The 24,369-nt window shown below is 69.8% G+C and carries 27 protein-coding genes; 13 read left to right on the top strand and 14 right to left on the bottom strand.

The annotated features are described in order from the left end of the window. The first annotated feature begins 13 nt into the window (after positions 1-13). From cmk to ACXJJV_RS04955, 3 genes are read left to right on the top strand one after another with little or no spacing between them, the layout of a single operon-like run. Entirely contained in the window at positions 14-586 is a 573-nt protein-coding gene (gene cmk / locus ACXJJV_RS04965) for a (d)CMP kinase (protein ID WP_456467108.1), read from the top strand. Next, positions 580-1,350, top strand: coding sequence for an S-methyl-5'-thioinosine phosphorylase (locus ACXJJV_RS04960; RefSeq protein WP_456467107.1), 771 nt, complete (start codon positions 580-582; stop codon positions 1,348-1,350). Before cmk ends, ACXJJV_RS04960 begins: the two co-directional genes overlap by 7 nt. Then, positions 1,347-1,616 carry a hypothetical protein gene (locus ACXJJV_RS04955; protein WP_456467072.1) on the top strand — a complete coding sequence of 90 codons (270 nt, stop codon included), beginning with the start codon at positions 1,347-1,349 and terminating at the stop codon, positions 1,614-1,616. The genes ACXJJV_RS04960 and ACXJJV_RS04955 overlap by 4 nt, the downstream gene beginning before the upstream one ends. A gap of 163 nt (positions 1,617-1,779) precedes the next feature. Here ACXJJV_RS04955 and ACXJJV_RS04950 read toward each other — a convergent pair whose 3' ends face one another. From ACXJJV_RS04950 to ACXJJV_RS04920, 7 genes are read right to left on the bottom strand one after another with little or no spacing between them, the layout of a single operon-like run. Next, entirely contained in the window at positions 1,780-2,142 is a 363-nt protein-coding gene (locus ACXJJV_RS04950) for a DUF5402 family protein (RefSeq protein WP_456467071.1), read from the bottom strand. Continuing rightward, positions 2,108-3,124 (bottom strand): U32 family peptidase, encoded by a 1,017-nt coding sequence (locus ACXJJV_RS04945; protein WP_456467070.1) that lies wholly within the window; start codon positions 3,122-3,124, stop codon positions 2,108-2,110. Before ACXJJV_RS04945 ends, ACXJJV_RS04950 begins: the two co-directional genes overlap by 35 nt. Before the next feature lie 47 nt (positions 3,125-3,171). Next, positions 3,172-3,690, bottom strand: coding sequence for a FeGP cofactor biosynthesis guanylyltransferase HcgB family protein (locus ACXJJV_RS04940; protein WP_456467069.1), 519 nt, complete (start codon positions 3,688-3,690; stop codon positions 3,172-3,174). Next, positions 3,677-5,221, bottom strand: a complete 1,545-nt coding sequence (gene hmdC, locus ACXJJV_RS04935) for a 5,10-methenyltetrahydromethanopterin hydrogenase cofactor biosynthesis protein HmdC (RefSeq protein ID WP_456467068.1) — start codon at positions 5,219-5,221, stop codon at positions 3,677-3,679. Before hmdC ends, ACXJJV_RS04940 begins: the two co-directional genes overlap by 14 nt. Continuing rightward, positions 5,167-6,246: a 5,10-methenyltetrahydromethanopterin hydrogenase cofactor biosynthesis protein HmdB gene (hmdB, locus tag ACXJJV_RS04930; RefSeq protein WP_456467067.1), complete on the bottom strand. Its 1,080-nt coding sequence runs from the start codon at positions 6,244-6,246 to the stop codon at positions 5,167-5,169. The genes hmdC and hmdB overlap by 55 nt, the downstream gene beginning before the upstream one ends. Then, complete coding sequence (locus ACXJJV_RS04925; RefSeq protein WP_456467066.1) at positions 6,191-6,961, bottom strand: Nif3-like dinuclear metal center hexameric protein; 771 nt, start codon at positions 6,959-6,961, stop codon at positions 6,191-6,193. The genes hmdB and ACXJJV_RS04925 overlap by 56 nt, the downstream gene beginning before the upstream one ends. Next, positions 6,930-7,688 (bottom strand): SAM-dependent methyltransferase HcgC family protein, encoded by a 759-nt coding sequence (locus tag ACXJJV_RS04920; protein ID WP_456467065.1) that lies wholly within the window; start codon positions 7,686-7,688, stop codon positions 6,930-6,932. Before ACXJJV_RS04920 ends, ACXJJV_RS04925 begins: the two co-directional genes overlap by 32 nt. Positions 7,689-7,759: 71 nt before the next feature. Between ACXJJV_RS04920 and ACXJJV_RS04915 the strand changes: the two genes are divergently transcribed. Beyond that, positions 7,760-8,317 (top strand): FeGP cofactor biosynthesis protein HcgF family protein, encoded by a 558-nt coding sequence (locus ACXJJV_RS04915; RefSeq protein ID WP_456467064.1) that lies wholly within the window; start codon positions 7,760-7,762, stop codon positions 8,315-8,317. Here the strand turns inward: ACXJJV_RS04915 and ACXJJV_RS04910 are convergent. The 3 genes from ACXJJV_RS04910 to ACXJJV_RS04900 all read right to left on the bottom strand — a co-directional run bounded on the left by ACXJJV_RS04910 (position 8,298) and on the right by ACXJJV_RS04900 (position 11,444). Beyond that, on the bottom strand, positions 8,298-9,155 hold the full coding sequence (locus ACXJJV_RS04910; RefSeq protein WP_456467063.1) for a F420-dependent methylenetetrahydromethanopterin dehydrogenase: 858 nt from the start codon (positions 9,153-9,155) through the stop codon (positions 8,298-8,300). The two genes, ACXJJV_RS04915 and ACXJJV_RS04910, sit on opposite strands and share 20 nt — an antisense overlap. A gap of 621 nt (positions 9,156-9,776) precedes the next feature. Further along, the gene (locus tag ACXJJV_RS04905) at positions 9,777-11,075 is read right to left on the bottom strand and encodes a hypothetical protein (protein ID WP_456467062.1); all 1,299 of its coding nucleotides are present in this window, start codon (positions 11,073-11,075) and stop codon (positions 9,777-9,779) included. Positions 11,076-11,099: 24 nt separating this feature from the next. Beyond that, positions 11,100-11,444, bottom strand: coding sequence for a DsrE/DsrF/TusD sulfur relay family protein (locus ACXJJV_RS04900; protein ID WP_456467106.1), 345 nt, complete (start codon positions 11,442-11,444; stop codon positions 11,100-11,102). A 145-nt stretch (positions 11,445-11,589) separates the two neighbouring features. Between ACXJJV_RS04900 and ACXJJV_RS04895 the strand changes: the two genes are divergently transcribed. The 3 genes from ACXJJV_RS04895 to ACXJJV_RS04885 are packed head-to-tail and all read left to right on the top strand — an operon-like array spanning position 11,590 to position 16,356. Continuing rightward, a complete protein-coding gene (locus ACXJJV_RS04895; RefSeq protein WP_456467061.1) occupies positions 11,590-12,957 on the top strand; it encodes a RuvB-like domain-containing protein in 1,368 nt (455 codons plus the stop codon). A 37-nt stretch (positions 12,958-12,994) separates the two neighbouring features. Next, entirely contained in the window at positions 12,995-14,785 is a 1,791-nt protein-coding gene (locus ACXJJV_RS04890) for a replication factor C small subunit (protein WP_456467060.1), read from the top strand. A 5-nt stretch (positions 14,786-14,790) separates the two neighbouring features. Then, positions 14,791-16,356 (top strand): replication factor C large subunit, encoded by a 1,566-nt coding sequence (locus ACXJJV_RS04885; RefSeq protein ID WP_456467059.1) that lies wholly within the window; start codon positions 14,791-14,793, stop codon positions 16,354-16,356. Positions 16,357-16,359: 3 nt separating this feature from the next. On the opposite strand, the gene rpl12p is transcribed toward ACXJJV_RS04885, so the two are convergent. Further along, entirely contained in the window at positions 16,360-16,686 is a 327-nt protein-coding gene (gene rpl12p, locus ACXJJV_RS04880; RefSeq protein WP_456467058.1) for a 50S ribosomal protein P1, read from the bottom strand. A 77-nt stretch (positions 16,687-16,763) separates the two neighbouring features. Between rpl12p and ACXJJV_RS04875 the strand changes: the two genes are divergently transcribed. The 3 genes from ACXJJV_RS04875 (at position 16,764) to rtcA (ending at position 19,439) form a co-directional block, all read left to right on the top strand. Continuing rightward, positions 16,764-17,900, top strand: a complete 1,137-nt coding sequence (locus tag ACXJJV_RS04875) for an NOG1 family protein (protein WP_456467057.1) — start codon at positions 16,764-16,766, stop codon at positions 17,898-17,900. Next, complete coding sequence (locus ACXJJV_RS04870; protein WP_456467056.1) at positions 17,869-18,300, top strand: Hsp20/alpha crystallin family protein; 432 nt, start codon at positions 17,869-17,871, stop codon at positions 18,298-18,300. The genes ACXJJV_RS04875 and ACXJJV_RS04870 overlap by 32 nt, the downstream gene beginning before the upstream one ends. A gap of 86 nt (positions 18,301-18,386) precedes the next feature. After that, positions 18,387-19,439: an RNA 3'-terminal phosphate cyclase gene (gene rtcA, locus ACXJJV_RS04865; RefSeq protein WP_456467055.1), complete on the top strand. Its 1,053-nt coding sequence runs from the start codon at positions 18,387-18,389 to the stop codon at positions 19,437-19,439. On the opposite strand, the gene ACXJJV_RS04860 is transcribed toward rtcA, so the two are convergent. The 3 genes from ACXJJV_RS04860 to ACXJJV_RS04850 are packed head-to-tail and all read right to left on the bottom strand — an operon-like array spanning position 19,417 to position 21,893. Then, positions 19,417-20,109 carry a nucleotidyltransferase family protein gene (locus ACXJJV_RS04860; RefSeq protein ID WP_456467054.1) on the bottom strand — a complete coding sequence of 231 codons (693 nt, stop codon included), beginning with the start codon at positions 20,107-20,109 and terminating at the stop codon, positions 19,417-19,419. The genes rtcA and ACXJJV_RS04860 overlap by 23 nt on opposite strands. A gap of 13 nt (positions 20,110-20,122) precedes the next feature. After that, positions 20,123-21,295, bottom strand: coding sequence for an OBG GTPase family GTP-binding protein (locus tag ACXJJV_RS04855; RefSeq protein ID WP_456467053.1), 1,173 nt, complete (start codon positions 21,293-21,295; stop codon positions 20,123-20,125). A gap of 4 nt (positions 21,296-21,299) precedes the next feature. Continuing rightward, positions 21,300-21,893 carry a MarC family protein gene (locus ACXJJV_RS04850; protein WP_456467052.1) on the bottom strand — a complete coding sequence of 198 codons (594 nt, stop codon included), beginning with the start codon at positions 21,891-21,893 and terminating at the stop codon, positions 21,300-21,302. Between the two features lie 64 nt (positions 21,894-21,957). Here ACXJJV_RS04850 and ACXJJV_RS04845 point away from each other — a divergent pair, with 64 nt between their 5' ends. From ACXJJV_RS04845 to ACXJJV_RS04835, 3 genes are all read left to right on the top strand, one after another. Continuing rightward, positions 21,958-22,218 carry a hypothetical protein gene (locus tag ACXJJV_RS04845; protein WP_456467051.1) on the top strand — a complete coding sequence of 87 codons (261 nt, stop codon included), beginning with the start codon at positions 21,958-21,960 and terminating at the stop codon, positions 22,216-22,218. A 115-nt stretch (positions 22,219-22,333) separates the two neighbouring features. Beyond that, positions 22,334-23,590: a P-loop NTPase family protein gene (locus ACXJJV_RS04840; protein ID WP_456467050.1), complete on the top strand. Its 1,257-nt coding sequence runs from the start codon at positions 22,334-22,336 to the stop codon at positions 23,588-23,590. 6 nt (positions 23,591-23,596) lie between these two features. Next, the gene (locus ACXJJV_RS04835) at positions 23,597-24,361 is read left to right on the top strand and encodes a hypothetical protein (RefSeq protein WP_456467049.1); all 765 of its coding nucleotides are present in this window, start codon (positions 23,597-23,599) and stop codon (positions 24,359-24,361) included. Positions 24,362-24,369: the final 8 nt, after the last annotated feature.

Here is a 24,369-nt window from a genome sequence, read left to right as displayed (position 1 = left end):
GGGGTGCTTCCCGATCGGCGTTGTCATCACCATCGGTGGCCCGCCGGGCTCCGGCACCACCACCATGGCCCGCCGCCTCGCCGAACACTTCGGACTCCGACACGTGTACGCCGGCCAGATCTTCCGGGAGATGGCGAGGGAGCGGGGAATGACCCTGGAGGAGTTCTCCCGGCTCGCCGAGGAGGACCCGGAGATCGACCTGGAGATCGATCGGAGGCAGCGCGAGGCCGCGGAGGAGGGGGACGTGGTGCTGGAGGGACGCCTCGCCGCGTTCGTCGCCGCCGGCGAGCTCGAGCACGTTCAGGGTCCGGACCTGGCCGACGTTAAGATCTGGTTGAAGGCACCCCTGGACGTCCGGGCGGAGCGCATCGCGCGCCGCGAGGGTATCTCGGTGGAGGAGGCGAAACGCCGAATCCGGGAGCGCGAGCGGAGCGAGCTCAAGCGGTACCGGGAGATCTACGGCGTCGACCCCACGGACCTCACCATCTACGACCTGGTGCTCGACACCGCCGGGTGGAACGAGGACGAGACGTTCGAGATCCTCAGGGCGGCGGTAAAACCGGTGGTGAAGCGGGATCGATCATGAGGGTGGGCGTGATCGGGGGCACCGGGTTCCGGCCCGGGCACCCCGAGGGCACCCGCACCGTCGACACCCCGTACGGCCGCGTCCGGGTGGAGATCACCCGACTGGGGGACCGCAGGGTCTACTTCATCAACAGGCACGGGCGGGGCCACGAGCGTCCGCCGCACCGGATCGAGTACCGGGCGATCGTCTGGGCGCTCAGGGAGATGGGCGTGGAGAGGATCCTGGCCACCAACTCGGTGGGCGTGATCAACGCGGACGAGTACGAGCCCGGGGATCTGGTCCTGCCGGTCGACTTCCTGGACTTCACGAAGAGCCGCCCCACCACCTTCTATGACGACAAGGTGGTGCACGTGGACGTGACCGAGCCCTACTGCCCGGAGCTTCGGAGGGCGCTCCGGGAGGCGGCCGAGGAGCTCGGGCTCGAGCTCAAGGAGGGGGCGGTGTACGTGGCCACCGAGGGCCCGAGGTTCGAGACGCCGGCCGAGATCCGAGCCTTCGCCCGGCTCGGCGGCGACGTCGTGGGCATGACCGGGTTCCCGGAGGTCGTGCTCGCCCGGGAGCTCGAGCTGTGCTACGCGACCGTGTGCATCTGCACCAACTACGCGGCCGGGGTGGACGAGCGGCGACGGACGGTGGACGAGGTGTTCGAGCTGGTCGAGCGGCTGCGGCCCCAGGTGGTCCGGTTGATCGAAGCCGCGATCGATCGGATCCCGGAGGAGCGGAACTGCCCGTGCGCCCGGGCGCTGGAGGGCGCCGAGGTATGAGCGATCGGCCGGAGGAGCGGCTGAGGTCGCTGCGGCTGATCCCGGACGATTACACGGTCCGTCCGCTGGCGCTCCGGTACCTGAAGAGGCTGGAGGATGATCACCCCGAGCTTCTGGAGGACGTCGTGCGTGAGGCGCTCGAGATCGCCCGGGAGGAGGGCCACTACGAGGTTCGGGCCGAGACGCTGAGGAAGGCGTACGCGAGGGTGAAGGGGATCAGCCTGGAGGAGGCGCGCCGGGAGTTCTTCCCGAAAGCGCTTAAATGAGTCGACCCGACCCCGGAAGCGGCCGGGCGCGGCGGCCCGCCGGAGAACGATGACGGCGGGCGGAACCCGCCCGGTACACGCAGCCGGCGGGGCGGAGGCGGCCGGTCGCGTCGGCCGACCGTGACCGCCCCGTCCTTTGGGCCGGGCACAGCCGCGTCACCCCTCAGAACGTGAGTAGGTCGGCCGCCCCCTCCAGCTCCTTGCGGCACTCATCGCACGCGATCCGCCCCGTCACGCTGACCACGTCGTACCGGGACGGTGCCAGCCGGGCGTAGTACACGTTCGGCTTCTTCCCCAGGATCCCGCGCGCGAGCGACGACAGCAGCTCCCGGAGCTTGGACTCGAACACCTCCACGTCCTCCCGGACCAGGTTCCGAGTCTCCAGCGAGACCCCCACGCAGCCGCACGGCATCGCGAACACCGTCAGCTGCAGCACGCCCACGGGCTTCCCCAGCAAGTTCGACAGGCGCGACTCGGCCCGCCGCCGGGCCTCAGTCAGCCTCGACGGTTGCAGGCCGGCCGGCATCCGTCAACCCGCCCCGGTAACTCACGGCCCGCTCCGCCAGCCGCTCGCAGAACCCGCACTCCGAGCACCTCTGATCGCACCGACCGGCCCGCTCCAGCAGCCCGTCGAGCTCCCGGTTGTCCAGGTGAACCAGGTGCCGCAGCGTGGTGGGACAGTCCAGGATGTCGAGCAGGTTCCCATCGTACCGGCGCCGCAGGTACGCCCTCACCGCGCGCCGGATCCACCGGATCGAGTTGGCGCGCCCCGCGATCTTGAACGAGTCCACCCCCAGCCTCCGGTACTCGTCCACGTCCTCCGGACGCACGAACGGCTGCTGCACCAGCAGCGTCGGGTTGTTCAGCCGCTCCGAGACGCACCGGACGTAGTACGAGTCCTCCATGACCCCCGCCTCGGAGCGGGTTGCGTGGGAGAACAGGCAGAAGTGGTACGGCCGGTACGGGCAGTCGGGCAGGCACCCCTCGTTTACGATGATCCGCAACCGGGCGGAGACCTCGTCCGCGATGGCCTCGACCACGTCCAGGCGCCGGTTCACGTTCGTGTCCAGGGTGATCTCGTCCACGCCCAACTCGTCGTAGTACCGGGCCCGTCGGGGCGTGTTCACCTCCGAGACGCAGGAGACGGACACGTGGAAACCCCGCTCGAGGGCGGCGCGGATCAGGAGTGGGTCCGACAGCACCAGGTGCTCCACCCCGGCGTCGTCAAGCTCGGAGAGCGTACGCTCGAACCCGGAGAACCCGTCCCGGTTCGAGACGACCTCCGCCGTGCAGAGTGGGTTCATCACGATCTCCAGGTCGACGTCGTGCGAGTCGCACGCCTCGGCCACGGACTCGACCGTGTCCACGTCCACGTGGACGACGGTGGCCCGGCCGGTACCCAGGGCCGGCAGGCCCATGTACACCCGGGTCACCTCGGGCTCGTCGGAGAACCAGTCAAGCAGGCGCTCGGTGGAGTCGGGATCGCCGGGAGAGGGGATGGAGAACAAGGGCCCCTCGCTCTCTTGGTGGGTGGCGAAACGATCAAGTGAGCTGTTTATTCCTTCGATGAGTCGTCATGATACTTGGTAACATCACGCCGCCCGTGCACCATACCGAGCCGCTCGAGCGCCCGCCGGGTCTCCCGCCTCACGGCCTCGCGAACGGACAGCCCGTGCAGCACGTGCGGAGGGGATAGGGCGGCCGTGAGCACGCGGCACCGATCGTCCACGAAGACGGTCATCGCCCCGGAGCCGGGGACCCCGAGGCGACCCCGGGCGATCGCGACGTCGGCGTCAGAGGTCTGAACGCCCAGCAGGGCCTTGAAGAGGGCGGGACACGGGGTCGCGTCCGCCATCTCGGTGGGCACCTCGTGCATCTCCGCCTCCGGGAGCCCGAACGATCGCAGAACCTCGTTGACCGCCTCCAGCTTCTCCCGGTTGGAGGTGACCACCACGATACGGTCGGCGGTCCGGAGACGCTCGCGGACGGCTCGGACCTCCTCCTCGCGGTCACCCCGCCGGCGACCCTCGCTCGACTCCCTGACGGCGCGCAGCAGGAGCTTACCGAGGCTCACAGGCCGGTCGAGCCCCCGTCCGCTCCGCGATCCTCCGGGCCACCCGGGGCAGGACCGCGGTCACCAGGGCCTCGTCCGCCTCCTCCACGGCCCTCCGGTCGTCGCCTCCCATCCCGTGCACGGTCGCGTCCAGCTCCTCGTTGAGCAGCCGCACCGTGACCCGCTCCACCCACGCGTCCGGGTCGCTGACGAGGATCTCCGAGACCCCGACCTCGTCCAGCGCCTTGGCGAGGCCCCAGGCCGGGAACCGGCCCCCTAGCAGGGCGATCGTATCCCCGTTAACCTCGCGGGCGACCTCCCGCGCGCTCCTCACCCGGGGTTCGAGTTCTCTGGCCCGACCGGACCGCAGGGCGGACACCCAGTGAACGTCCCCTACGGGGATCCCGGAGACGTCGTTTGGGTACACCAGGTCCTCGCCGAGCATCAGGGAGGCTCGCACGATTCCGTCTAGCTCGCTCCAACCGGCCGGGACGCTCGTCTGACCGTACCTGTCCCCGAGGACCCGCTTCATGAGCGCGAACACCCGGGGGAGCCCGAACCTACCGCGACGGGCGGTTCCGGGCTCGTAACCCACCATGTACCCGTGGTGGTTCCCGGGGAAGCCGGAGATGGCCCCGTTCAGGCCGGCCCGCAGGCCGGCGGCGAGCTCGTCCCGGTAGGCCCCGTTCGTGATCACCACCTTGCCGGGGGCCAGGATCCGCGCCGCGACCACGGCCCGTCGGAAGGCCGTCAGCCGGTCGTCGGCCCGGTTGAACGGTCCTCCCTCGATCGCCAGGTAATCGACCCCTAGATCCTCCACCGCCGCTCGGAGCCCGTCCGCCAGATCATCCTCCCCGTCTCCCACGTGCAGGATGGCGCCGACGCCCGCGCCCACCTCCCGGGCGGCGCGCACCACCCGCCTCATCTCCTCGAGCGGCGCCGCGTGACCCTCGGCCCCCTGACCGCCCTCCCCGGCCACGTTGACGCACACGGAGGAGGCGACCTTGAGCCACTCGAGCGGGTCCTCATCCTGCCCACGCTCCCGGTCCACCAGCCGCCGGTGAACGCGGCCCCGGGGGCACTCCACGCAGGGGGGACCCTGGAGGTAGCAGGTCCCCTCACACTCGGTGACGTCCCTGGGAAACCTCATCGGCCCGCGGGCCCCGAGGTGATCCACGTCCACGGGAACGCGGACGCGGTCCACGAGCCGGCGGAAGAGCTCGATGGGACGCATCCCGGCGCGCTCGGCGGCGTCGGCCACCGCGTAGGCGCACACGTGCAGGCAGAAGCCCATTCGGTCCGCCAACTCCGCGTTCGCCAGGATGATCTCCGGTGGTTGGTCGGACGCGCACGGTCCCACGGCGAGCTCGATCAGGTCGCAGCCCATGGGGAAGGTGCGGAGGTTGTCCCCCAGAGCCTCCAGCTCGCGGTCCGAGAGCTCCAGTAGGCCCGACACCAGTTCGTCCACGTCGAGCCCGCCTTCGTACGCCCGGCGCTTCAGCTCGAGGGCTGCGTCGAGGGACTCACACGCTTCCCGGAGCAGGTCAAGCAAGCCCGCCTACCCTCGTCCACGCTCAGTGCGGGCTTGAGCCCGAAGTTCTCGATGAGCTCGATCACGCGGTCGAGGTTGCCCGTGCGCGGGCTCCCCACGCCCTTGACCTCGTGCGGATGGTCGTCCGGGATGACCGTCGCCAGGTTGTCCACCCCGGCCATCAGGGCCACCTGCACCTCCTCGGGACCGATCGTCGGGGTCGGGGCCGTGATCATCAGGTCCGGGTACATCAGCCGGGCCACCGCCATCACCCGAGCCTGCTCCAGGAGCGGGCACCGGGGGTGGTTCTCCATCGGGGTCCCGGGGTACGGGTGGAACCCCATGACCGGGATCTCCGTGAGCGTCTCGAACCGGGCCAGGAACCGCAGGTGCCGGGCCCGATCCCTCCGCGACTCGCCGACGCCGACCAGGAGGCCGCTGGAGAGGCCGATCCCGTGCTCGCACACGAGCTCGCAGGTCCGGATCCGGGCGTCGAGGTCGTCCCCGGGCTTCAATCGCTCGAAGAGCCCGCGGTTGATGGTTTCCAGGTTGCAACAGACGGTTTCCACACCGAGCTCCCGGAGCTCCCGGAGCGCCTCGCGGGACAGGTCGTGACCGAAGTTGACCAGGACGAGCAGGTCGGTGTGCTCCTTCACCGCCCTCGCGGCCATGACGGCGAGCCGGCCGCCGTCGCCCCGGTACGCGCCCGAGCAGCTCACCCTCGGGATCCCGGATCGCTCGATCGCGCGCGCCGCCTCGGCCACCTCCTCGTAGGACCTGGTGAACGGGCGGTGGTACCCCTTCGGGGACGCGCCGGCCGCGAACCCGCAGAACGCGCACCTGGGCCGGACCCGGCACTCGTTCGTCACGTGGATCGTGGACGTCAGCAGGACCCGCTCCCCGCGGTACCGCAGCCGCTCCTCGAAGGCGGCCCGGAACAGGTCGTGAACGCGCGGGCCCTTCGAGGAGAGCAGTCGCACTATCGCCCTCTCATCGGCCCGATGACGGTCGATTCGCACCTCCCGAAGGGCCCGCTTGAACCTCAACCTCGATCCCCCAGGGGCAGCGCGGGTCGACCAGCTCGACCTCGACCGGGAGCCGCTCGTCAAGCTCCCTCCGCAGCTCTCGGAGCCCGGGCAGCTCGGTGGCGACGTGGGTGGCGTCCACGCAGCTGACGTTTAGAAGCCGAGCCCGGAGCGCGACGTGGTGGGTCAGGTCCCCGGACACGACCACGCGGGCCCCGACCTCGGCCGCCAGCTCCACGAAGTCGGGCCGGGACAGACCGAACCCGGGGACGACTAGGACCCGGGACGCGTCGACCGTGGCCTCGACCACGCGCAGCTCGGGCGGGTCGAGCCTCGCGACCCGGTCCAACAGCTCGGGTAGGGTGCCGTCGAACGAGCCCAGAGCGGCGAGGTCGTGGGGACGCTCGACATCCTCCAGGCCGAGGAACTCGGCCAGCGCGAGGGCCCCTCGGGCGGCGTCCCAGTTGGAGTGGGCGACTATGATCGGGAACCCGGCGTCCCGGAGCGGCTCCGGAACCGGGTGGTGGGATACGACCAGGGTGCCCTCGGGCACCTTTGAGGCGAGGTCGGGGGTGAGGTCGAGGCAGACGAGGACGCGGCTCACCTCCTGCGACTCGGACCCACCGACGAGGCCCACCTCGTCCCCCTTCACGGCCCGGTCGAAGGGGGCGAGCTCGTCGAGCGTCTCCAGCACCTCGCCCACGCTAACGCTCTCGGACCTCGAAGAGGAGCTCATCCAGGACCTCCCCGAGCACCTCGTCCGGGTCCACGGCGCCCCGGAGCTGCGAGACGGTCACCGCGGGCCGCTCCTTGGCCCGTTCCACGCCCTCCCTGGGTCGCTTGAGCGCGAAGGTCCAACGCTCGAGGTTGACGATCCCGGGGATCGCGTAGAGGACGCCGTAGTGCCGCTCCAGCCGGTTGGCCGCCTCCCGGACGACGCGGATGGAGAGGGTGAACGTGCCGGAGGTTTTAACCTCGAACGGGGCGTCCATCAGTCGGAGCTCGTACGACTCCTCCCCGGCCTTCAGCCTCTCCTCGGTCTCGTTATGCTCCTCCACGCGGGGATCGTTGAGGTTCCCCTCCGGGTTCTCCACGACCAGGATCTCCGGGCCGAGTCGCCGCAGCGAGCGCGGATCCACCCCACCCAGGCCGGTGAAGTCGAGGACCGCGTCGTAGCGGCCCGGCGGGGGGACCCGCGCGGCCCGGAATCGGACCCCGTCGGGCAGCAGGTCGCCCACGGCGGGCTCCGGGTCTAGGACGGTCACGTCGTACCCCTCCTCCACCAGCAGCTCGGACGCGAAGACGCCGGTAAGGTAGCCCCCCAGGATGAGCACCCGGGCGTCCTCCGGGAGCACCTCCAGCACCTCCTCCGCCTTGAGGTACCCCACCTCCCGAACTACGTCCCAAAACGGGCGCGAGGTTACGGTCTCGGTGAGGTCGGTGATGCCGCGCTCGCCTCGCAACCGGGACCCCGCGCCGGTGGGGCCGTCGGGGTCGTTAAAATGGGTCGCCTCGGCCCGCCGGAGGGGCACCCGTGCTTCGCGTGGCCACGGCCGAGTGCTTCACGCACGGGCGCGTGGGGAGGGAGATCCACGCCTCCGCGAGCGGTTACACCGGGGAGCTGGGCTCCGACATCCTGGGTGACAGCCTGGAGGGGCGCGTCTCGGTCGTGGCGGCCTGCTTCATCCCCACCGTCTCCGGGCTCCGCGAGCTGCTCGGGGTCGACCCGCCCGAGCCCGATTACACCACGAAATCCGGTGCGAAGGCCTACTCGGAGGAGAAGGATCGGGAAGTGGCCAAGCTCATGGCTCGGGCCGTACGGGAAAGGACCGGCGCCGACGTGGGCATCGGCACGACCGCGGGGATCGGTCGGGGCGCGATCTGCCTGGACGACGGCAGGGTGACCGTGGTGGCCCGGACCGACGTGCACGCGAACCTGCTGAGGCCGGACGAGAGGATCGCGAGGCGGCAGCGGCAGGGCGTTCGTCGGGCCCTGCTCCTCTTTCGGGCGTACGTGGAGGGGGAATTAGCGGAAGTGGTGGAAAAGGAGTGGGTGGTGGAGGCCCGGGGCGTTACTTCGGGTCCTCCATGAGCTCCCGCTTGGAGAGCACCGTGCCGTCCGGCGCGTGCGGGGTCCGGAGGACGGTGTCGTTGGACTTCTCGATCTCGCGCGCCTCGTCGGCGAGCTTGGCGGCCTGTCGCATCATCTCGTGGGCGGAGGCGACGATGGGCACGTACCGCTCCTTGTCCTGCTCCATGAAGCAGCCCTCGACGGTCACGTCCGCCACGTCCTCGGCGATCTCGAGCGCGGCCATCGCCTTCGCGCGCGCGTACGGGTTCTCGAACTCATCCTTCAGCTCGTCCAGCAGCGTGTTCCGGTCGATGACCAGCCGCGGCAGGTCGTCCTCGGTGATCTCGCCCTCCTTGGCCTTCTCGATGAGCTCATCGAAGGCCCGCTGGACCAGCCTCAGGACGCCCGTGGCCGCGAGCGTCTTCACCAGGTCGGCGTTGTACACGGCCATCTCGATCGGGTCCAGGAACTCGCGGCGGGCGCCGATCATGGCGTCCGGCTTGACGAGGATGTAGCCCAGGCCCTGCTCCTCCATCTCGTCCTTCACCTTCAGCCCGGGGGAGTCCCCGATGATCACGGCCGGGTAGTCCGACTCGGCGAGCATCTCCCGGGCCTTGGAGGGACCTGGGGCGCCCGGGTTGGGGCCGCCGTATACGATGAAGTCCGGCTCGAAGTCCTCCGCCAGGTCCAGGGCGGTCTGAACGACGTCCTCCACGTACTCCGGGTCCATCTTGACGGAGCTGCTCAGGATGCGGAACTCGACGTCCTCACGGTCGGCGCGCTCGTCCAGGAGCATGTCCACTATCATGGTCGTTCCCAGGTTGCCGCACTTGATGAAGATGGCCTTGGCCTCCGCCATGGTGCGCACCCCCCCGGGCCCGCCGGGCCGCCTCGGGATATCACGAGATCGTCCTCCCAGCTATCGAAACGATTATTTAAGGAGGGGTGGGCGTTGCTCGATCTGGCCAGGCTGGAGCGCCGCAAGCGGCCCCGAGGCACCGTGCTACTGTGCGGAGTGGGACGGCTCGGGTTCCGGGTTTTCATCCAACTGGTTGAAACCCACCGCGGAGGACCGGAGACCATAGTGTGCGTGGACGGTCAGGAGGTCGAGCCGGACGACGTGATCCACCTCCGGCACGGGGCCCGGGTGGGCGAGAACAAGGCCGAGTTTTGCGCCCGACTGGGCCGCGCTCACCCGGATCGGGACGTGATCGCCGTTCCGGAGTTCGTGCGGGAGGATGGGGCTGAGTCCCTGGTGAAAAGGTGGAAACCGGACGTCGTGGTGATCGCGATCGCGGGCGGCCGGACCACGCCCGTCACGGCCAGGCTGGCACGGGCGGGGCGTGAGGCGGGGGCGACCACCGTCAGCACCGGGGGCGTGTTCGGTTATGGGAGCGAGGACGTCCGGGTGCTGAGTTTGAGGGAGGCCTCGGGGCCCGTGGCCCGGGAGCTCCGATCGCTGGGCGCCCCCGAGGATCACCTACTGGTCACCACCGGACGCTACATTCGGGACCCGGATCCGCTGGCTCCGGCCGTGCTGGACCGCGTGGCCCACCGGCTGGTGGAGGTGACGCTGCGATCGCTGCCGGGCCCGGAGGAGCGCCGCCAGCGCGAGCAGGATCGGGAGTCCGGCCGCCGGTGACGGTTGCCGCTCCCGCCGGCCGGCCACGATCTCGACCGTGGCGGACGCGTCCACAGCCCGGAACCGGACCCGGTACTCCCCCTCCCGGGTCACGGGCACGGTCACGCTCACCATCCCCAGCTCGTCCGTCGTCAGCTGCAGGCTCCGGTCCCCGGTGGGCCCCTCGATCGTTACCTTCACCGGGAACTCGGAGATCGGCTCGTTCACCCAGTTCGTCAGCGTGGCTGTGAGCGTCACCCGGCGGTCCTTCCCGGGCTTCGGCACGATCACGGTGGAGCCCGGAGACACCGTCAGTATCCAATCCGCGGGCAGCCGTTTCGCGGCCCACAGGAGCGCGTACACGAACATCTTGACCATGTCGGGGTCGCGGTCCCGTCGTCCCATAATCTCCGGGTGCACGCTCATGATGGCGAACCGGCCCTTCTCCACCCCGTCGACGATCCAGCGGCCGACGACGTAGGCCCAGCCCTTGACCTTCTCGAGGTACTTGGCCACCCCTCGGACGTCGCAGTAGGCGCGCACGGTGTGCCACCGACGGTCGATGTAGTACTTGATGGTGTACCAGCCCCGCCGGAAGGACATCCCGGGCCCGTTCGCGTAGTACATCCGCGTCTCGTAGGCGCTGCCCGGCTCGTTGGCGAGCGGGTTGGCCGGATGCGGGAGCAGCAGCACGCGCGGCTCGGCGTGTCCCTTGCGCCCGTCGATCGCCTTGACACATGGGAAGGCGCGGATGTACGTGGTCGCGCCCGCGCAGATGCCCACGTACCCGATCCCCAGGTGCAGCTGCGCCCACCGCAGCAGGTCGACCCAGTCGGACCCCCAGTGATCCTCGGGCCGCCACCCTCCCGGCACGTAGACGACGTCCACGTGGATCCCCGTCTTCGGGTCCACGCCGGTGTACAGGACGTGCCGCCAGCGGTGCACGTCCTCGATCGGGATCAGGACCACGCGCTCTCGGATCGGGAGCTCCTGCAGGTGCTCGTTCCACCAGCGCACGTCCCAGGCGGAGGTCGTCCAGCAGTTGGTCTCCGGGTTGGGGTCGGTGTCGAGCCCCGGCCCGGTCCAGGTGGCCACGTAGACCGTGGCGTGGGCGGGCACCGGCGCGAGGAGGGCCGTGAGGATCGCGATCCAGCGCACGTTCGCCCTCCGTGCGCCCGGAGTTCAGAAGAAGATAACGTTGTCGGACTCCCGAACCCAGCTCACCAGGTCGTGCATCGTGGCGAGCTCGGCGCCGTCGATCAGGTCGTCCTCGGTGATCCCTCGGGCCTTGGAGCACGGTCCGCAGACCTTGACCTCCGCCCCCTGCTCGATGCACTGCCGCAGCAGCTCCAGGTGGTCGGGTACCTCGTCCGGGTCCTGCCCCTCCTTGGCCACGTACACGCCGTCTTCGATCAGGAAAATCCGGACGTCCTCGCCCTCAAGGAGGGCCGTCAGCGCGAACCTCAGGGCGGAGTAGGCGCGCTCCCGCCCGTACGGGGCCTCGGAGATGATCACGGTGATCACGATTCTCACCCCGGCGGCGCCGGCCGCCGCGCGCTCGGTTATGGGTTGCCCGAAGCGGCGTTGGTCTCCATCGGGTGATCGGAACCCCTCGGGCCGTTCCAGAAAATTTTAAATATAAGTGCATGACGGTCAACGAGGGATGCGGATTATGGTTGAGATCGAGGAGATCACCGAGTCCTCGACCCGGGAGGAGGCGGTCGGGGCGCACTCGCACATCTCCGGGCTGGGCCTCGACGAGAACCTGCGGGCCAAGCCCGTCGGCGACGGTCTGGTCGGTCAGGAGGAGGCCCGGGAGGCGGCCGGTATCATCGTGGAGATGGTGCGGGAGGGGCGCCGGTCCGGGCACGGGCTGCTGCTGGTGGGCCCGCCGGGGACCGGTAAGACGGCGATCGCGTACGGGATGGCGCGGGAGCTGGGTGAGGACGTTCCCTTCGTCTCGATCTCCGGCTCGGAGATCTACGGAACGAACCTGAGCAAGGCGGAGTTCCTGCAGCAGGCGATTCGGCGGGCGATCGGGGTCGAGATCACGGAGACGCGGGAGGTGATTGAGGGCAAGGTGGAGAGCCTGGAGATCGAGCGTGCGAAGCACCCGCTCTCTCCGTACATGGAGGTGCCCAGCGGGGCGATCCTGGAGGTCAGCACGCGGGACGATCGGCGGAAGTTCAAGGTGCCCGAGGAGATCGCGGTGCAGCTGGTGCAGGCGGGCGTGCGGGAGGGTGACGTGATCCAGATCGACCTGGAGAGCGGTCGGGTGGCGAAGCTGGGTCGGGCGAAGGAGGCGCTGGAGAAGGAGGAGGAAGAGATCCTGGGCGTGCGCGCGGTGGAGGTGCCGGAGGGCCCGGTGCAGAAAAAGAAGGAGATCAAGCGGGTGGTCACGCTGCACGACCTGGACATGGCGAACGTGAGGGCGGGTCGGCTGCTAGGGTTCCGGGAGGAGGAGATCACGGACGAGATCCGGGAGAAGGTGGACGAGCAGGTGCAGAAGATGGTGGACGAGGGAGAGGCCCGGCTGGTTCCGGGCGTCCTATTCATCGACGAGGCGCACATGCTGGACATCGAGGCGTTCGCGTTCCTGAACCGGTCCCTGGAGGAGGAGATCGCGCCCATCCTGGTGATGGCCACCAACCGGGCGATGGCGAAGGTGCGGGGCACGGACGAGGAGGCCCCGCACGGGATCCCGGGAGACCTGCTGGACCGGCTGTTGATCGCGCGGACGCGGCCGTTCAAGCGGGAGGAGATCCGGGAGATCATCGGCATCCGGGCCCGGGTGCAGGACATCGAGCTGACGGACGAGGCGCACGAGTACCTGACCGACCTGGGCGAGGAGAAGTCCCTCCGGTACGCGACCCGGCTGCTCGAGCCGGCCCGGATCGTGGCGGAGAAGGAGGGATCGGACGTCGTGGAGAAGGAGCACGTGGAGCGGGTTGAGGAGGTGTTCACGGACGTGGCGGACAGCGTGGAGTACATGGAGCGGATGCGCCGCGAGCTGCCGACGATGAAGTACTTAACCGGGTAGCCCCCGCCACACGCCTCTTCTTCGGGGAGGTGCGGCGTTGTCCGAGCACGACGAGGTCGAGGTGCTGGAGGTACCCTGGGTGGAAAAGTACCGGCCCAAGCGGCTCGAGGACATCGTGGACCAGGAGCACGTGGTCAAGCGGCTCCAGGAGTACGTCAAGCGGGGCGACATGCCCAACCTGCTCTTCGCCGGACCGCCCGGCACGGGCAAGACCACGGCCGCGCTGTGCCTGGCCCGCGAGCTGTACGGGGAGCACTGGCGGGATAACTTCCTGGAGCTGAACGCCTCCGTGTCCCCGGACACGCCGCTGGTGGTCCGGGCGAACGGGAGGACGTTCCTCACCACGTTCCGGGAGCTGGACGAGGCGCTGCTGGAGCCCGAGGGGGACGCTCGGGTTCGGGTGCGCGGCCTGGAGGTGCTCACGGTCGCGAACGGGCGCGTCGTCTGGGCTCCCGTGCGCTACCTGATCCGGCACCGAGCCCCGGGCTACCTGCGCGTGCACCTGGAGTCGGGGCACGTGCTCGAGCTCACCGGCGACCACGCCGTCATGGTGCTCCGCGGGGACGGGCTCGAGGCCGTGCCGGCCTCCGCGCTGCGGGAGGGCGACGTGCTCCTGACCTTCCAGGCCCCGCTGGACCTGATGACGACCGAGCGGCTCGAGGACCTGGCCGGGCTCGTCGGGGACGTCGAGCTCAACTGGATGGCCCGGTTGTGCGGCGTGGAGGGCTTCGTCCGCGACGGCTCGTTCGAGGAGCCGAGGCCGAGGCGCGCGATCCCGGCCGATCCCGTGGTGGAGCTGGCGCGCCGGGTGAGCGAGGGGCTGTCCGAGGAGCTGGAGAACCTCTCCGAGGACGGCCTGATCGACGCCGGCCTCGCGCTGGAGCTGCTGCCCGAGCGCCGGGACGTGCGGCCGGGGGCCAGGTCGGCGTACGACCGGCTGGTCGGGCTCCTGACCTCGGACCTGCGCGGCGTTCGGATCCGGAGGATCGAGGTCGTGCGGAGCGAGGGGTACGTGTACGACGTCAGCGTGCCGGGCACGGAGATGTTCTTCGCGGGTGAGGTGCCCGTTCTGCTGCACAACTCGGACGAGCGCGGCATCGACGTCATCCGGACCAAGGTCAAGAACTTCGCCCGGACGCGGCCGATGGGTGGAGCGAAGTTCAAGATCATCTTCCTGGACGAGGCGGACAACCTCACGAGGGACTCGCAGCAGGCCCTGCGACGGATCATGGAGATGTACTCGGACGCGTGCCGGTTCATCCTGGCGGCCAACTACTCGTCCGCGATCATCGACCCGATCCAGAGCCGCTGCGTGGTCTTCAAGTTCACCAAGCTGCCGGAGGACGCGATCAAGCGGCGGCTGCGGGAGATTGCCGAGAACGAGGGCGTGGAGGTCACGGACGAGGCCCTGGACGCGATCGTGTACGTGTCCGAGGGTGACATGCGGCGGGCCATTAACATCCTGCAGGCGGCGGCCGCCCTGGGCGCGAGGGTCGACGAGGACACGGTGTACCAGATCGCGGCCACGGCCCGGCCCGAGGAGGTCCGTCAGATGATCCACCACGCGTGGAACGGGGAGTTCGAGCGGGCGAGGGACCTGCTGCACGAGCTGCTCTCGCGGTACGGGATGTCCGGGGAAGACGTGGTCCGGCAGGTGCACCGCGAGGTGCTGGAGATGGACGAGATCCCGGAGGAGGCGGTGCCGGAGCTGGTGGAGGCCGTGGGTGACTTCGAGTACCGGCTCGTGCGAGGCTCGGACGAGCGCATCCAGCTGGAGGCGCTCCTGGCCCGCATCCACGCGCTGGGCAGCAAGTACTCCGGCGGGTAGCCCCCTTGGTCCCCTGGACGGAGAAGTACCGGCCCCGGCGCCTGAGGGACCTGGCGAACCAGGAGGAGGCGAAGAAGGAGCTGGTCGCGTGGGCGAACCAGTGGGCCCGGGGCGAGCCGCCCGAGCCCCGCGCCGTCCTCCTGCACGGGCCGCCCGGCACGGGCAAGACCAGCGCGGCCTACGCCCTCGCGAACGAGTTCGGCTGGGACGTGGTCGAGCTGAACGCCTCGGACAAGCGCACCCGGGACGTCATCGAGAAGGTCGTGGGAGGCGCCTCCACGGGACGGTCCCTACTCCGCCTGGTTCAACGCGCCGGAGGCCGCCACGAGCGCGTGGAGGGTTCGGACCGGGTCCTGGTGCTCGTGGACGAGGTGGACGGGATCGACCCGCGCGAGGACCGGGGCGGCGTGACCGCGCTGATTCGGGCCGTGAAGCGCGCCCGCAACCCGCTCATCCTCGTCGCCAACGATCCGTGGAGCCTGCCCAAGTCGCTGCGTGACGAGGTCCGGATGATCGAGTTCCGGAGGCTGCGGCAGCGGGACATCGTGGAGGTGCTGCGCCGGATCTGCGAGTCGGAGGGCGTCGAGTACGACGAGCGCGCCCTACAGATGATCGCCCGTCGGGCCCGGGGCGACCTGCGGGCCGCCATCAACGACCTCGAGGCGATCGCCAGGTCCACGGGTCGGGTCACGGTCGAGGACGTGCGGGACCTGGGGTGGCGGGACAAGGAGATCACCATCTTCGAGGCGCTGGGTCGGATCTTCAACAAGCCGCCCCGGGAGGCGCGCCGGGCCCTGTGGAACCTGGACGAGGACCCGGACGACGTCCTCCTTTGGATCGCGCAGAACGTGCCCCGGGCGTACAGCGAGCCGGAGGAGATCGAGCGGGCGTACGATTACCTGTCCAAGGCGGACGTCTTCTCGTCCCGGGCGATCGAGACCGGGAACTGGCGGTTCAAGTACGTGTACGCGACCGACCTGATGACGACCGGGGTGGCGGCGGCCCGGCGCGGGAAGCCCCCGGGATTCGTGCGGTTCCAGCCGCCCAGGATCCTGCGCAAGTTGAGCCTGACGAGGCGGGAGCGGGAAATCCTCAACTCCATCGCCGAGAAGGTCGCGGAGCGCATGCACGTGTCGACCCGGGTGGCGAAGAACGACATCATTCCGATCCTGCAGGTCGCCTTCCGCCGGTTCGTGGAGGAGGAGTCGGAGCGCGGTCTGGAGATCCTGAGCGGGATCGCCGGGTACCTGCGGCTGACGAAGCGGGAGATCGCGTACCTGTGCGAGGATCCCCGGGTGGCGCAGCGGATCTACAACCGGTCGCTGCAGGTGAGGAAGAGGCTGAAGGAGGCGCGGCGCGAGGAGCTGCGTGAGCGTGTGGAGGAGATGATGAGGGAGGTTGAGGAGGCCCCGGCTGAAGGGGAGAAGGCCGTCGAGACGCTCGCCGTGGAGGAGGAAGAGGAAGGAGAGGAAGGGGAGACCGGGGAAGAGGCCTCCGAGGAGGAAGAGGAGAGGGAAGAGGAGAAAAAGGAGAAACGGGAGGAGCAGAAGACGCTGGACGCGTTCTTCTGAGGCTTACCCGAACAGGGCTCCGAGGCCGGCCGCCGCCTCCTCCTCGGCCTCCTCTTCCTCTTCTTCCTCCTCTTCTTCCTCTTCCTCCTCCTCTTCCTCGGTTTCCTCCTCGGCCTCCTCCTCGGCGGCACCGGCGGCCGGCGCCGCGGCCGGCACGGCGGCCTCCTCGATCGCCTCGTCGATGTCTACTTCCTCCAGCGCGGCGACCGTGGCCTTCAGGCGCGCCTCGTCCACCTCGACGCCGGCGGCCTCCAGGACCTTCCGCAGGTTCTCCTCGTTGATTTCTTGACCGGCGGCGTGCAGCAGGAGGCACGCGTAGATGTACTCCAAGGATCGGGCACCCCCGTTCGCGCGCCTTCGCCCACGGCGCCCTCAAAGTTCCAAAAAGGTTTACGGGAGGGAGCCCCGTGCCCGGGAACCCGTTCCGCAAGATGCCCGAGGTGCCGGACCCCGAGGAGCTCATCGACACCGCGTTCCGGAGGGCCGAGCGGGCGGCCGAGGGCACGCGTCGGTCGTTTCGGGGCACCCGAACCCCGCCCGAGGTGAGGGCCCGGTCGATCGAGATCGCCCGCGTGAACACCGCCTCGCAGCTGATCCAGGATCGGCTTTGGGAGATCGTGCGTAGGACGCCGAACCTGGACGAGATTCACCCGTTTTACCGGGAGCTGGCGGACGCGGTGGCGGGCGTGAAGAGGCTCAAGCGGAGCCTGGCCGACGTGCACACGGTGGCCAAGCTGGCGCGGCTGATCCGGGAGGAGTACACCAGGAAGCTCAAGCGGGCGGACGATCCGGCCGAGGCCGCCCGGCTGCGCCGCGAGGCGTACGGGCGGCTGGCCTCGACGGTGCGGCGGAAGGCGGGGGACGCGCTGCGGTTCCTGCGTCGGGTGCAGCCGAAGCTGGTGGACCTGCCCTCCATCGACCCGGAGATGTTCACGGTGGCGCTGGCGGGCCATCCGAACGTGGGCAAGACGACCCTGATGACGGCGCTCACGGGTTCGGAGCCGGAGATCGCGCCCTACCCGTTCACGACGAAGGGGATCCAGGTGGGTTACATGGAGGACCCGTACCCGGTGCAGATCCTGGACACGCCGGGGCTGCTGGATCGGCCGGAGGAGGAGCGGAATCCGATCGAGCGTCAGGCGATCGCGGCGCTGAAGCACGCGACGGACGCCGTCTTCTTCCTGCTGGATCCCACGGGGACGTGCGGGTTCGACGTGGAGGAGCAGCTGGACCTGCTGCGCCGGGTTCAGCGGGAGTTCGACGTGCCCTTCCACGTGGTCCTCACGAAGGCGGACCTGGAGGAGCTGTGGGAGCGTCCGGAAAGGCTGGAGGAGGTGCTGGACGAGGGGGTGCGGGTGTACGAGGTCTCGGCCGAGGACGGGCGGGGGCTCGACAAGTTAAAACGTAGGCTGAACGAGCTGGCCCGGGGGTATTACGGTGGGCGTGATCGAGCGATTGCTGGAGTAGACGCTTCGGACCGGGTCGAAGGGTGCCGAGGAGACGCTGCGGCTCGTGGGTCGGCTGCTCGAGGAGGTCCTTCATGAGGGGCGGAGGGTCGCCCAGGAGGCGGAACCCCGGGAGCTGCTCGAGGAGGTGTCCGGTCAGCTGGTGCGGACGCTGCGCTGGGCCACCACCCCGGCCGTGGACGTGTACGAGCGGCCGGGTGAGCTCGTGATCGTGGCCGAGGTGCCCGGTGCCGGGCCGGACGACGTGAGCGTGCGCGCGGGCGAGGACTACGTGGAGGTGACGGTCAAGCTGCCCCGGATTCGGGAGGGTGAGCCGAGGTACCGGGAGCGCGTGTCGGGTGAGGTCTCCCGGCGGATCGACCTGGACGTGAAAATCGACCCGAACGGCGTGAAGGCGAGGTGCGGGAACGGGCTGCTGACGATCCGGGCCCCCAAGGTGGAGGAGACGGAGGTGGAGGTGGAGCCGGAGGAGGAGTAGCGGCTCGGTCCCGGGTTCTCTCGTCACCCGGGGCCCGTCCGCCCTTCCGGGCCCTCGTCATCGCCGCCCTCGGCGGAGGGTGCGCCATGATCGAGATCGACGGCTCCTACGGTGAGGGAGGCGGACAGATCCTACGCACCGCCGTCGGCATGTCGGCCCTCACGGGGAAGCCCGTGCGGGTGTTCAACATCCGGGCCAACCGGCCCAACCCCGGGATGTCCCACCAGCACTACCACGCGGTTAAGGCCGTGGCGGAGATGTGCGACGCCGAGTGCGAGGGGTTGGAGGTGGGCTCCACCGAGCTGGTGTTTCGGCCCGGTCGGGTGCGCGGCGGCGAGTACGAGATCGACATCGGGACCGCGGGCAGCGTGACCCTGCTCCTGCAGGCGGTCAAGCTCGCCGCCCTCGCCGCCGACTCCCCGGTGGAGGTGGAGGTGAGGGGCGGCACGGACGTTAAGTGGTCGCCGCCCGTGGACTACGAGCGGTACGTGCACGCGCACTACCTCCGGCGGATCGGGTGTCGGTACGAGCTGGAGGTGGAGCGGCGGGGCCACTACCCGCGCGGTGGCGGGATCGTCCGGGCCCGGATCGAGCCGGTGGACGCGCTCAAGCCCCTTAACGCCGTCGAGTTCGGGGAGCTCGAGGAGGTTCGGGGCGTCTCTCACTGCGTCCGGTTGCCGCCGCACGTCGCCGAGCGCCAGGCCAGGGCCGCGTCCGAGGTGATCGAGCGGGAGCTGGGCGTGAGCCCGGAAATCGAGGTGGAGACGTACCCGAAGCATCGGGACCCGCACCTGGGCCCGGGCAGCGGGATCGTGCTCTGGGCGGAGGACGATCGGGGGAACCGGCTCGGCGCCGACGCGCTCGGTGAGAAGGGCAAGCCGGCCGAGCGCGTGGGCCGGGAGGCGGCGGAGGAGCTGGTCCGGCACGTGAGGACGGGGATGGCGCTGGACGAGCACATGGGGGATCAGATATTACCGTTCCTCTCCATCGCCGACGGGGAGTCTAAGTACGGGGTGTCGAGGGTCGACCCGCACCTGACCACGAACGCGTGGGTGGTGCGGAAGTTCGTGGACGTGGACATCGAGGTGGACGGCGAGGAGGGCGAGCCCGCGGTGGTCAGGGTTCGACCTGGAAGCTGAGCGCCCGCTCCGCCCGGCGCACGTCGCTCACGCGGTTGACGTTCAGGAGCTCCCCCTCCTCCCGGGGCGGCACGACCCGGAACTCCAGCCCGGACGCCCGCAGTACCGGGTTCAAGTTCATCGCGTTGGGGCCGCGCTCGGGCGCCAGCCGCTCGACGGTCTCCAGGAGCCGCTCGACCGCGTCCCTGTCCAGCGCCAGCGGGGGCCCGTGCCCCTTCAGCTCGTTCCCGCTGATCGGGTCGCTCGGGGCCCCTCGGTCCAGGACCGCGGCCCCGTGCTCCTCCGCCGCTCGGACGAGCTCGCGCATCGTCGCCTCGGTCACGGTCGGTTGGTCGCCGGCGAGGACCAGCGCGACGTCCGCCCTAGTGCGCTCCAGGAGGCGGGCCGCGGTGCGGGCCATCGGCACGTCCACGGGGTCGTTAAGCACCGGCTTGACGGGAGCCCTCGCGTGCTCCGTCACCGCCTCCCACACCAGGCCCGCGTCGTACCCCAGGCCCACCAGGACCACGTCCGCGACCCGGGAGGCGCGATCCACCACCCACCCCACCATCGGCCGGCCCGCGACCGGGTAGACGAGCTTGTTCACCGGCTCCTCCCCACGCTCCCTCAGATCCCGCCGGAACCTGGTGGACCGGCCCGCCGCCAACACGCACGCGGCGACCTCGGGCATCGGGTGTCCTCCCTCAGTCCGCGTGTAGCTCGACGATGTCCCCATCCTCCAGGACGTGGTCGCGTCCCACCATCATCCCGTCCTTTTTCACGGACCGGCCCCAGACCCGCGCGTACCGCAGGTTCTTCGCCAGCTCCGAGTGGATCTCCCGGGCCAGGTCCTCCACCGTCGATCCCCGGGGCAGGACGACCGGGGGCTTCTGCGGCTTCCCACCCGGCTTCTTCGTGTACACGCGGATGATGTTCAGCGCGTCGTACAGCCGCTCCTTGAACGCGTCCAGGTTCGCCCCCTTCTTCGCCGAGATCGGCACGACCGGCAGCTCGAACTCCAGCTCCCGCTCGATCCACTCGCGGAGCTCCTCGTAGGACTCGCGCGTTCCGGGCGCGTCCCCCTTGTTCGCCACGACCAGGCCCCGCTTGTACTCGATCCTCCGGTCCAACGCCTCCGCCACGTCCTCCAGCGTCACCCCGTCCTCCTCGATCACGACGATCGCGCTGTGGAGCCCGGACTCCCGCAGGAACTCCTTCACCTCCTCCGGGTCGCAGGCCAGCCGCTCCTCGCCCCGGATCTCGATCCCGCCCGTGGCCCGCTCCTCGATGCTAACCCCGGGCGGGGATTGGTTCAGCCGGATCGCCGCCGAGTCCAGCTCCCCCAGCACCGTCTCCAGCTGACTCACGGGATCCTCCGAGAGGTCCACCACGATGCAGATCGCGTCCGCGCTGCGCATCACGCCCACGAACCGGCTGCCCTCCCCGTGCACGAACCCCTCGTGCACCGGGGGCACCTCCACCAGCTGGATCTGCACGTCCCGGTACTCCATCATGCCCGGGACCGGCTTCCGCGTCGTGTACGGGTACGGGGCCACCTCCGGCTCCGCGTTCGTCAGCCTCCGCAGAAGCGTCGACTTGCCCGCGTTCGGCGGCCCCACCAGCGCGACCTGCGCCGCCCCCTCCTTCTTCACGTGGTAGTCCGGCCCGCCCCCGGACTTCTGCTTCCGCCGCTTCTCCACCTCCTCCCGCAGCTTCGCCAGCCGGCGCTTGAGCAGCGCCCGCAGGTTCTCCGTGCCCTTGTGCTTCGGGACGACCGAGAGCATCTCCTCCGTGATCTTCAGCCGCTCCTCCGGCGAGCGGGCCCGCCGGTACCGCTCCTCCAGCTTGTGGTACTCCGGGGGCAGGTTCGCCGGCACGCGCTCACCCCCGGAGGAACCGCGTCACGCCGTCCAAAACCATCTGCACCCCGATGCCCGCCAGCACGACCCCCATCACCCGGGTCAGCACGCGGATCCCGGACCGCCCCAGCGCGCGGGCCAGCGGCTCCGCCGCCAGGAACGTCGCGAGCGTGGCCAGCATCACGAGCCCGCAGGCCAGGATCGTCTCCAGCCGCCCGTACCGGTGCAGCATGACGATGACCGTAACGATGGCGCCCGGTCCCGCCAGCAGCGGGGTGCCCAGGGGCACGTACGCCACGTCCAGCCGACCCTCCGGCTCGATTCGAAACCCGGTGGGATCACCCTCCACCATCCCCAGGGCCGCCCGCAGCAGCAGGAGCCCGCCCGCGATCATCAGCGCCTCGATCGAGACCCCCAGGTACTCCAGCACGAGCTTGCCTGAGACCGCGAACGCCAGGATCAGCACGCCCGCGAACGACACCGCCCGGTACGCGACCCGCACCCGCTCCCGGGGTCGCAGGTCCGAGGTGAGCGAGAGGAGGACCGGCACGTTCCCGATCGGATCCACGATCACGAACAGCTCGATGAACCCCTTCAGGACGCCGCAGGGATCCAACGGTCCTCGGGTCCCCCTAGCGTTTAAGAGCGATCGCGCCCGCCCCCACCCTGGGGGTTCCGACGTGGCCCGCCACGTGTACAAGTACAAGAAGGTCGTAGTGTACCACGGCCACCCCGGTTACTACCACGGGTATCGGTACTACCCGTACCACCCGACGTACGGGCACCATGTGGTCGCGTACAAGAAGACGGGGCTGCTCGGGAGCCTGCTGAAGCTCGGGCTGGCGGCCGCGATCCTGATCATCGTGGTGATCGGGCTGGTCCTCCTCGTCGGGCTGTACCTGCTGTACCGGTTCCTGGCCCGGCGGAGGCGGGTCGCCTAGCCCGGCCGGCCGATCGTTATCGTTATCGTAACGATTGCGGGCCGGCTCGGCACGCTGTGGAAAACGTATTTCGGGCCGGGGTGGACCGCCTCGAGGGCGCTTTGGGGGACGCCGGTTGAGTGACCGGGTTCTCGAGGCGCTGGACGCCGTGGAGGAGCGCTGGGCCGATGACCTCCGCGAGGCGCAGGTTCGGATGCTGTCGGACCTCCGGGGGCAGTTGGAGGAGGATCGGGTGGCCATCCTCCGGGAGCGGCCCGGCTCCGGAAAGACGTGGCTGCTGCGTCGGATCGCCCGCGTGTACGGGGAGGGAGGCCGGGTTCACGTGCTGTTCTCGACCCCGTCCCCGGACCTGGCGGAGCGGGAGGTGAAGCGGTTCCGAGATGACTGGGGGCTGCGGGCGGAGCGGTGGCGGGACGTGAGCGAGTACGAGTGCCGGGTGAGCCTGGACGTGCTCCTCGGGGATCGGCTGAGCGAGCGGGAGTTGCTTCGGGTGTACCGGGACGCCTCCCGGGCGAACGATCTCCCGAAGTGTCACCCGGAGTTCTACCGGAAGGACGGGCCGCTGCTGGGTCGGATCGGGGACGAAGGGCTGCGGGAGCAGGTTCGGGAGGCGCTGTACCGGGACAATCCGTACGTGCACGGGTTCGCCCCGTGGGACGAGTGCGAGGGGTGCGAGGCGGTGCGGCAGCTGCGGTCCCCGGCCCGGATCGTCTGCCTGTCCTTCGACAAGCTGCTGTCGGTTCCGTCCCTGTACGCTTCCCACGAGCGGACCCGGGATGCCCAGGGTAAGGAGCCGCTGATGACGCTGGAGGACTGGAGGGAGGTGCTGGAGGGCGCCCTCGTGGTGCTGGACGACGCGCACATGCTGCCCGGGGCGCTCGTGGTGGAGGTGCCCGGGTACGTGCCGGTCGGTGGGTCCACGCTGGAGGGTCGGTTGGATGGCCTGGCGATGGGGCAGGAGTACCTGTGGAGGGTGGTGGACTGGGGTCAGGACGTTCGGAACGTGAAGGAGGCGCTGCGGGGCGAGGTGCTCCGGGAGGTGCGGGACGTGCTGGTGCGGGAGCTGGAGGACTGGCTGGAGGAGCTGCGCGACCGGATCGTCCGGGACCGGAACGCGGGGTACCTGCACGCGAGGAAGCAGCTGTCGCTGCTGAACGAGCTGGTGAACCGGGCGGAGGAGCTGGGCGTGCGGGAGTGGGTGGCGGTGCGGAGCCCCCGGCGCGGTGGGAGCCGGATGCTCACGTTCGCCCCGGTGATCGAGAGCTTGGATCAACTGTTGGGGCTGCTCATGGGGCCGGACCTGATGGACCTGCCGGAGGCGTACCTGGCGGCCGAGAACCGCCCGACGCTGTCGGAGCTGCGGCGCGGGTGAGCGGAATTGGGTCGGGCCGTCTTCCACCTGCTGCCGGTGCGCCTGAAGGTGAAGGATGCGTGGAGGCTGGGCCGGCTGATCGGGCGGCTGGACGTCCGGAATCACCGGGTGCTGGTGCTCGATCGGGCCCGCGGGTTCGCCGACAAGGTGCACGAGGCCCTGGGGGACGCGGAGCGGGTTCGGAGCGTGGAGGATCTGGAGCGGTTCGCGGGCCGCGGGGGCGGGTTCGCGGTCGCGGAGATCATGCGCGGGCTCATGGGGGCGGACGTGCGCGGGATCGAGGGCATGATCGTGTGCCGCACGTACCTGTCCAACTACGCCGCCCAGCGCTCCATCGTCATCCCGATCATGCTCCGTCGGATCCGGTTGGAGCCGAAGCCGGTGATGCGGGAGAACCCGCTGGACGCGCTGCGGTTGGAGGCGTTCGAGAGCGTGCTGCACGATCTCGCCACGGTGTCCGGCCGGGCGGTGCGGGCGGAGGACCTGGACGAGCACCCGTTCACGGTGCTGGTGGGCGCCGGCACGGTCGTGGAGGTGATCCAGCGGTACCCGGAGGAGGCCGGGGAAATCTACCGGACGTTCCGGGACCGGTTCAGCTCGGTCGATCCCCGGGTGAGGGTGCTAGACCTGGACTCCGGTGAGGAGCTGCCGGTGGAGAAGGTGATCGACGGGTCCACCCGCGTGAGCGTTCGCGACTTTGAGGAGCTGGAGAGGGAGGAGCGAGAGCGGCTGATTAGGTGGATGGAGCGAAAGCTGTTCATGGTCAGATGAGGCGGGTT

This window comes from Methanopyrus sp. (genome assembly GCF_053997775.1).
The sequence above is the reverse complement of the archived record's forward strand: the minus strand, read 5'-3'. Positions and strand labels throughout refer to the sequence as shown.